This is a genomic window from Deltaproteobacteria bacterium GWA2_45_12, assembly GCA_001797365.1.
In the GTDB taxonomy this organism is placed as follows: Bacteria; UBA10199; UBA10199; order UBA10199; family UBA10199; genus UBA10199.
Genome location: MGPH01000011.1, coordinates 147,492 through 154,296, shown reverse-complemented (window position 1 = coordinate 154,296; position 6,805 = coordinate 147,492). Strand labels below are relative to the sequence as shown.

The 6,805-nt window shown below is 45.7% G+C and carries 7 protein-coding genes and 1 tRNA gene; 7 read left to right on the top strand and 1 reads right to left on the bottom strand.

Translation table 11 applies throughout. From position 1 onward, the window contains the following. The first annotated feature begins 154 nt into the window (after nt 1-154). From A2048_01570 to A2048_01560, 3 genes are read left to right on the top strand one after another with little or no spacing between them, the layout of a single operon-like run. Nucleotides 155-682 carry a hypothetical protein gene (locus A2048_01570; protein ID OGP10474.1) on the top strand — a complete coding sequence of 176 codons (528 nt, stop codon included), beginning with the start codon at nt 155-157 and terminating at the stop codon, nt 680-682. Between the two features lie 49 nt (nt 683-731). Next, complete coding sequence (locus A2048_01565) at nt 732-968, top strand: hypothetical protein (GenBank protein ID OGP10486.1); 237 nt, start codon at nt 732-734, stop codon at nt 966-968. A gap of 10 nt (nt 969-978) precedes the next feature. Continuing rightward, a complete protein-coding gene (locus A2048_01560) occupies nt 979-2,808 on the top strand; it encodes a ferrous iron transporter B (protein OGP10473.1) in 1,830 nt (609 codons plus the stop codon). 182 nt (nt 2,809-2,990) lie between these two features. On the opposite strand, the gene A2048_01555 is transcribed toward A2048_01560, so the two are convergent. Then, nucleotides 2,991-3,067: transfer RNA gene (locus A2048_01555), tRNA-Arg, on the bottom strand. A gap of 66 nt (nt 3,068-3,133) precedes the next feature. Between A2048_01555 and A2048_01550 the strand changes: the two genes are divergently transcribed. From A2048_01550 to A2048_01535, 4 genes are all read left to right on the top strand, one after another. Continuing rightward, nucleotides 3,134-4,810, top strand: coding sequence for a murein biosynthesis integral membrane protein MurJ (locus tag A2048_01550; protein OGP10472.1), 1,677 nt, complete (start codon nt 3,134-3,136; stop codon nt 4,808-4,810). A gap of 84 nt (nt 4,811-4,894) precedes the next feature. After that, nucleotides 4,895-5,365 (top strand): hypothetical protein, encoded by a 471-nt coding sequence (locus tag A2048_01545; GenBank protein ID OGP10471.1) that lies wholly within the window; start codon nt 4,895-4,897, stop codon nt 5,363-5,365. Then, nucleotides 5,362-5,598, top strand: coding sequence for a hypothetical protein (locus A2048_01540; protein OGP10470.1), 237 nt, complete (start codon nt 5,362-5,364; stop codon nt 5,596-5,598). Before A2048_01545 ends, A2048_01540 begins: the two co-directional genes overlap by 4 nt. A gap of 4 nt (nt 5,599-5,602) precedes the next feature. Continuing rightward, nucleotides 5,603-6,784: a hypothetical protein gene (locus A2048_01535; protein OGP10469.1), complete on the top strand. Its 1,182-nt coding sequence runs from the start codon at nt 5,603-5,605 to the stop codon at nt 6,782-6,784. The last annotated feature ends 21 nt before the right edge of the window (nt 6,785-6,805 follow it).

The following is a 6,805-nucleotide window of genomic DNA, read 5'->3' as shown; positions in this document are numbered from 1 at the left end:
AAAAACTGGATTTACAGAACAATGAGTTCACGAAAAAATCAGAGTCTGGAAAAAATCATGAGTAAGAAAATGATTATTCCGACAGGCTCCTAGAGGAACCCAAATTCATTTTGATGACCATGATGGGGTTCTAATTGCTTCTGAGATTGGCTTTATGCCGGGTAAGTTGCATGATAATGCGCCCTACGGAAAATTTGCGCTTGGGGGGTGGGCCTATACTTCACGCTTTGATGATGTTTTCGACACGGATGCTTCTGGCAATGCTGTGCGGAGAGATGGTAATTTCGGTATTTATGGTTTTGGAGAATACACTATTTACAGGGAAAGGGATCCCACACAAGGCTTGGCACTTTTTAGTCGCCTTGGTTATGCAAATCCCGATTTGAATCAGATCAATTATTATTTGGGTGCCGGAGTTACTTACACTGGGTTAATTCCATGCCGTGATAAAGACCGGTTCGGTCTTGCTTTGGCCTCTATTTTCAATGGAGAAAAATTTAGGAAAGCCAATGCCGGAAACTCTGTAGAAAAAACGGAAATAAATCTGGAGTTGACTTATCGTGCTGTGCTTGCTCCTTGGCTGGCCCTCCAACCCGATTTTCAGTTCATCATCAATCCTGGGACTGAAGCAAGATTGGAGAATGCTTTTTTGGCCGGTGTGCGTTGGGAGCTCTCACTTTAGAATATTTAATAAAAAGGAGTTTATGATCCCCTTTGCTACACAAAAATTGATGAGCCTTTGGAACCTTAAGGAAAAGGAAATAGCGATCATTTGCGGTCTTTCTGAAAATATTCCAGACCGCTACCGGCGGCGCTTAAGAGAGTTGGGGTTTCATGTGGATGAAAAAGTGCTCTGTGTGAAACGGACTTTTGCCGGCGGGCCGCGGCTCTATCGGATTGGCAATTGCGTGTATTCGCTTGAAAGGGACATTGCGGATGCCATTGAAGTAAGAAAAGAAATCTTATGAGGAAGAATTTATGGAAGAGATTTTAATTGTTGGTAGCCCAAACTCCGGGAAAAGCCTTCTCTTTAACCGTCTGACGGGGCTTAGCCAAAAAGTGGCCAATTTTCCGGGTGTCACCGTGGAGGTGCATTCGGGAGCCGGCCGTAAAAATTCGGATATTGAATACATCGATTTCCCCGGGGCCTACAGTGTGAATACGCTTACCAAAGACGAACAGGTGGCGGTCCAGGCCATGGAAGACGCGCTAAAGAAAAAAAATGTCCGGTTGGTGATGTGTGTTCTTGATGCGACCAGACTCGAGAGAAGCCTCTTATATGGAGTGCAGGTACTTAAACGTGTGCACCAGCATGGACATAAGATGATTTTTGTTGCCAACATGCTCGATGAGTTAAAGATCAATGGGCTTAAACTAAATGCCGAAGGGCTTTCTAAAACACTGGGATGCCCTGTACTCATGCTGTCTGCCCGGACCCTTGAAGGGGTCAAGGACTTAGAGTCCTTTGTGGATGGAACAAATATCTTAAATGAAGTGGATCCAGAAATTCTGGCTCGCGACGATTTCTCGCTTACGCGTTTGGCTCATGAATTGGCAAGGCGTTTTGGGCCCAAAGGGGATGTGCTTTTAAAATCCCAATACCGGTTTGATCGTTTCCTGCTTTCCTCCACATGGGGGTTTATCGCTTTTTTTGCCATTATGTATGTTGTGTTCCAGTCCATTTTTACTTGGGCGGCGCCATTGATGGATGGCATTGAATCAGGTATCAGTTTTTTATCTGTATGGACCATCAGATTTTTGCCCGTTGGTTTTGTCTCTGATTTTATCAAAGACGCTCTCTTTGGAGGGTTGGGGGCTTTCATTGTTTTTGTGCCGCAGATTTTTGTATTGAGTTTCATTGTTGGTTTTTTGGAAGACTCCGGTTATTTGGCCAGGGCTGCTGTTTTATGCCACCGGCCTCTTCGTTTTTTTGGGCTGACAGGAAAAAGTTTTGTTCCCATGCTTTCGGGTTTTGCGTGCGCCATTCCTGGTATATATGCCGCCCGTACCATCGATTCCCCCAAAAGGCGTTTTCTCACCTATATGGCAATTCCCCTCATGGCGTGTTCAGCTAGGCTACCTGTTTATGGATTGCTCATCGCCGTTTTAATTCCTGCCAAGACATTTTTTGGAGGAATTTTTGGTTTGCAGGGGCTGGTGTTTTTTTGTCTTTATCTATTTGGGCTGGTGATGGCTCTTCTGGTGACGGGTGTTCTTTCACGTGTGGGTTATCAAAAGAAAGATGATGCCCCCTTTGTATTGGAAATGCCTCCCTACCGCATGCCCATGTGGGGCACGCTCCTACGACATAGTTGGGAAAAATCACTTGCGTTTGTAAGACGTGCGGGAGGCATTATTTTTTCGGTCACGGTGGTTGTCTGGTTTTTAGGGTATATGCCCAATCGGGGAATGAATTTGGGAGAGTCCTGGTTGGGGAGCATTGGTGTCTGGCTTGAGCCCTTGGTGCGTCCCTTGGGGTTGGATTGGATGTATGCCGTGGCGATCCTTAGCTCCTTTTTGGCGCGGGAAGTGTTTGTGGGAACCATGGGTGCCTTATTAGGAATTGCAAGGGCTGACGACGACGTAACCAGCCTTGTAGAACGCCTACAAGCCACCGGGCTTACTTTGGCCTCTGGCTTGGCCCTTCTGGTTTTTTACGCCATTGCCCTGCAATGCGTGGCCACTCTGGCCGTAATGAAGCGCGAAAGCGGATCATGGAAACTGCCCCTTCAAACTTTTTTTCTCTATACGTTTTTGGCCTACGGCGCAGCCTTGGCTGTTCACTTTATGGTGTCTTTTTTTGGGTGAGATTTTTTTAGAGAAAAAGAATGTTCTTTTGTAGATGTCGAGATTTTCGAAAGGAAAAGCCATAAAAACCTCTATTTTCTATTCTCCATTTTCTACTTTCTCGCCTTTTCGCCAGCTTAAGGGCACAGAAAATAGATAATTGAAAATGGAAAATAGAGGACGCCTTTTCTGGCGAAAAGGCGTTGCGCGCCCGGCATGATTCGAACATGCGACCACCTGATTCGTAGTCAGGTACTCTATCCAGCTGAGCTACGGGCGCTTTAAAAAGGGGGAAACGATTATCCCAAGACCCCCGCTTTGTCAAACATGATTCCCCTGCTTTACAATGAAGGGGTTTTTCTCTACATTCATCCGGGTGTCCATCCGAAAACACGCTTCCATTGCCACCATTGCCGTTATGTTCAGCCGTTTTGCCGGGCTATTGCGTGAAATGGTGTTTGCCTTTTTCTTTGGGGCGGGCCCCGTTTTAGATGCTTTTATCGCCGCTTTTCGCATTCCCAATTTATTGCGTGATTTATTTTCAGAAGGGGCGTTGTCCACCTCGTTTATCACTGTTTTTTCAAAAAAATGCGCCAAGGAAGGGGACAAACCCGCCTGGGAACTGGCCAACCAGGTCATGAGTTATATTTTGGTGGTTGTAGGGGGCTTGACTGTTTTGGGAATTATTTTTTCGCCCCTGTTTGTTCATTTGGTGGCCTCCGGTTTTACCGGTGAAAAATACACCTATACGGTTTTTTTAACCCGTTTTTTGTTTCCTTTCATTCTTTTTGTCTCCCTGGCCGCCCTTTGCATGGGCATGCTTAACACCAAGGGGAAATTTGCCCTGCCCCAGTCGGCTTCCACTTTTTTTAATATTACCTCCATCACCATTGGGTTGATAGCTTCCTATTTCTTTTCACCGGAATGGTTTCATACCGTTTGGCATTACGGGGCTGATGCGTCCAAGGGACTTGTTACGTGGAAAATGTCCACACGGGCCATGACAGGGATGGCTTTGGGAACCATGGCAGGAGGTTTGGTGCAGTGGCTTGTTCAAGTTCCTTCCCTTTATCGTTTGGGGTTTCGTTTTCGTTTTGGTTTCAGTTTTAAAAACAAGGATTTCAGAAATGTTCTTCAACTGACTCTTCCGGCTATTTTGGGTGGGGCCGCGGTTCAGATTAATGTGATGATCAATACTAATTTTGCCAGCTACTTGGTTGATGGAAGTATCTCGTGGCTTAATTATGCTTTCAGACTGATGCAGTTTCCCATTGGGGTTTTTGGGGTGGCTGTTGCCACGGCCACCACTCCTGTTTTGGCGCGCATGGTAGCGACTAAGGATACCCTTCATTTACAAAAAACCTTGGGCCAGTCCACTCAAATGGCTCTTTTTTTGTGCCTGCCTTCAGCCCTGGGGCTTATTGTTTTAGCCGAGCCCATCATGGCCCTTATTTATCAGCGGGGGCATTTTAATATCAGTGATACCCTCCAGTCAGCCCATGCTTTGCAAGCTTATGCAGTGGGGCTGGTGGCTTATGCTTTGGTCAAAATTTATCAGCCGGCTTTTTTGGCCTTTAATGATGCCAAAACCCCCATGATTATTTCGCTGGTTTCCATTGCGATTAATTTTGTGTTGAACTGGATTTTTGTATTTGTGTTGCATTGGGGGCATTGGGGGCTGGCTTTGGGGACTTCGGCTGTGGCTCTTTGGAATGCCTTCGCCTTAATCAAGATTTCGTCCAAAAATATTCCCCAGGTATGGAATAAAAACTTGTTTAAACAATTAACCAAAATTTTTATTTCTTCCTTGATTGCGGCGGTTTTTGCTTGGGGGACTTATTTCTATTTACTTCACTTAATGGGGAATTCTCGTCTGATTGACCGCTTTGTGCTCACCTTGGCCCCTATTGCCATGGCAGTAGGGATTTATGTAGTGACCTGCCTTATCTTGGGAGTGGAAGAGGCTCGTGCCATGACCACATGGACCAGTCGCAAATTCAAACCTTCCTCCAAAAATGAATAACCATTCATGTTTTATGTTGACAAAACCGTGATGAATCCTTCATTCTCCAAAAAATGAATAATCATTCATATTTTGGAGGTCCCCATGCAAGCTCTTAAACAAACACTTCAAACCTGGGCTTTTGCGCTTTTGAGAATTCCCATGATTCTTTTTTGTACGCCCAAGGTTATTTTTTTGGATGCCAACCGGTGTGAAGTTAAAATTCCCCTCAATTACCGGACACGCAATCATGTGAAGTCGATGTACTTTGGTGCGTTGGCTGTGGGGGCAGACTTGGCCGGTGGGCTCTTTGTGATGGAGGCGATTAAAGCTTCCAAGAAAAATGTGGGTTTTATCTTCAAGGATTTTAAGGCGGATTTTTTAAAACTGGCCAAGGGGGATGTGCACTTTCATTGTACAGAAGGGGCCAAGGTGAAAGCTGTTGTCAATGAGTGCCTCCGCACCAAAAAAAGGGCCAATAGAACGGTAAATATGTGGGCCACCACTCCTTCGGTCAGCGGGGATGAGCCTGTGTGTAAATTCACCCTCACTATTTCTGTAAAGGAACAAGCATGAATCAGGAAGCTTTTGGTCCTCTTTCATACATGGTGGCCCAAAAGCCCTGTATTTCGCTTTATATTAATACATCCTACGTCAGGCCAGTTCCCTGCAGCCAATCGCTGATTACAGTCGAGGTTGTGGTTAAAGAGAAAACAAAAAAATTTCTTTTTATGGATGGGGAAGCCCGCAATGCCGAAGGGAAACTTGTCGCCACAGCGACCACGCAGATGATGGTGGTGGGGGAGTAAAAAAATGATGGATCAAACTCAAGATTTTTTTCACAAAAAGGTAAAAAAGAGCGTTGCCTTGCTTCAAGAAAATATTTCAGGTTTACGGCAAACAGTCTTGCAAACAAAAAGGTTTCCTGAAGAAGTGTGGCAGGCGATGGCCCAGGTTGGGTTGATGGGCTGCCTGATTCCCAAGGAGTATGGGGGCAATCATCTGGGGCTTTTAGAGCTTGCTTGGGGAATGGAAAATTTTTCAACCTGTGCTTATGCCAGCCCCCTTCCCATGTTAACCAACATGGCCATTATTTGCCTGGTGCGCCACGGAAGTGACGAGCTCAAAAAGAAGTTTTTACCCAAACTGGCCAGCGGGGGCATTAAATCCTGTGTGGCGGCTACCGAAGAGGTGTCGGGGACCAATATGTTTCGGATTGAGACCCGTGCCGACAAAAAAGAAGGCCGCTATATCTTAAATGGTTCCAAAATTTACATATCCGGTGCCGATATTGCAGATAAAATGCTCGTCTTGGTCCGCACCAAGACAGCGGCTGAATGCCAAAAAGAAGGATTGCCAAAAACTTTTGGCCTGTCAGTTTTTTTTATTGATGTCCGGTCTTCGGGAGTCACTCTAGAAAAAATGCCCACTCGCGGGGAGGTAAGCCTTCAACAGAACATTATTCGATTCAAAGATGTAAAAATTTCTGAAGAAGACTTGATTGGCCCGCAGGATATGGGAGCCATGGTGATGTTTGATGCCATTAATGTAGAGCGTGTCTTGGGAACCGCTCTTGTTTTGGGTGTTAGCCAGCATTGTTTAGATGTGGCCACCGACTATGCAAAAAAACGCAATGTCTTTGGAGAAAAAACAATCGCCTCTTATCAGGCCATTCAACATCCCTTGGCTGAAACAAAGATAAGACAGGAAGCGTGTCGTTTGATGATGGAAAAAGCGGCCTGTTTCTTTGATGAGGCAGCTGATCCTTCCCAAGTTGGATTTTACGCCAATATGGCTAAATACTTGGGAGCCGAACTTGGCTTGAAGGCGGTAGATGCTGCCATTGAAACTTTAGGAGGAAAGGGGTTTCACGAAAACCACGATCTGATTCATCTTTGGGAACAAGCCCGCCTCTTCAAGACGGCGCCCGTGAGCAACAACATGATTTTGAACTTTATTGCCGAGCATACCCTTGGGTTGCCCCGTTCCTATTAATGACTGAAACCCTTCAAGAAG

Coding starts and splice junctions, on each gene's coding strand:
- A2048_01570 (OGP10474.1), top strand. CDS start 155: ATGCCGGGTAAGTTGCATGATAATGCGCCCTACGGAAAATTTGCGCTT.
- A2048_01535 (OGP10469.1), top strand. CDS start 5,603: ATGATGGATCAAACTCAAGATTTTTTTCACAAAAAGGTAAAAAAGAGC.
- A2048_01560 (OGP10473.1), top strand. CDS start 979: ATGGAAGAGATTTTAATTGTTGGTAGCCCAAACTCCGGGAAAAGCCTT.
- A2048_01540 (OGP10470.1), top strand. CDS start 5,362: ATGAATCAGGAAGCTTTTGGTCCTCTTTCATACATGGTGGCCCAAAAG.
- A2048_01545 (OGP10471.1), top strand. CDS start 4,895: ATGCAAGCTCTTAAACAAACACTTCAAACCTGGGCTTTTGCGCTTTTG.
- A2048_01565 (OGP10486.1), top strand. CDS start 732: ATGAGCCTTTGGAACCTTAAGGAAAAGGAAATAGCGATCATTTGCGGT.
- A2048_01550 (OGP10472.1), top strand. CDS start 3,134: ATGAAGGGGTTTTTCTCTACATTCATCCGGGTGTCCATCCGAAAACAC.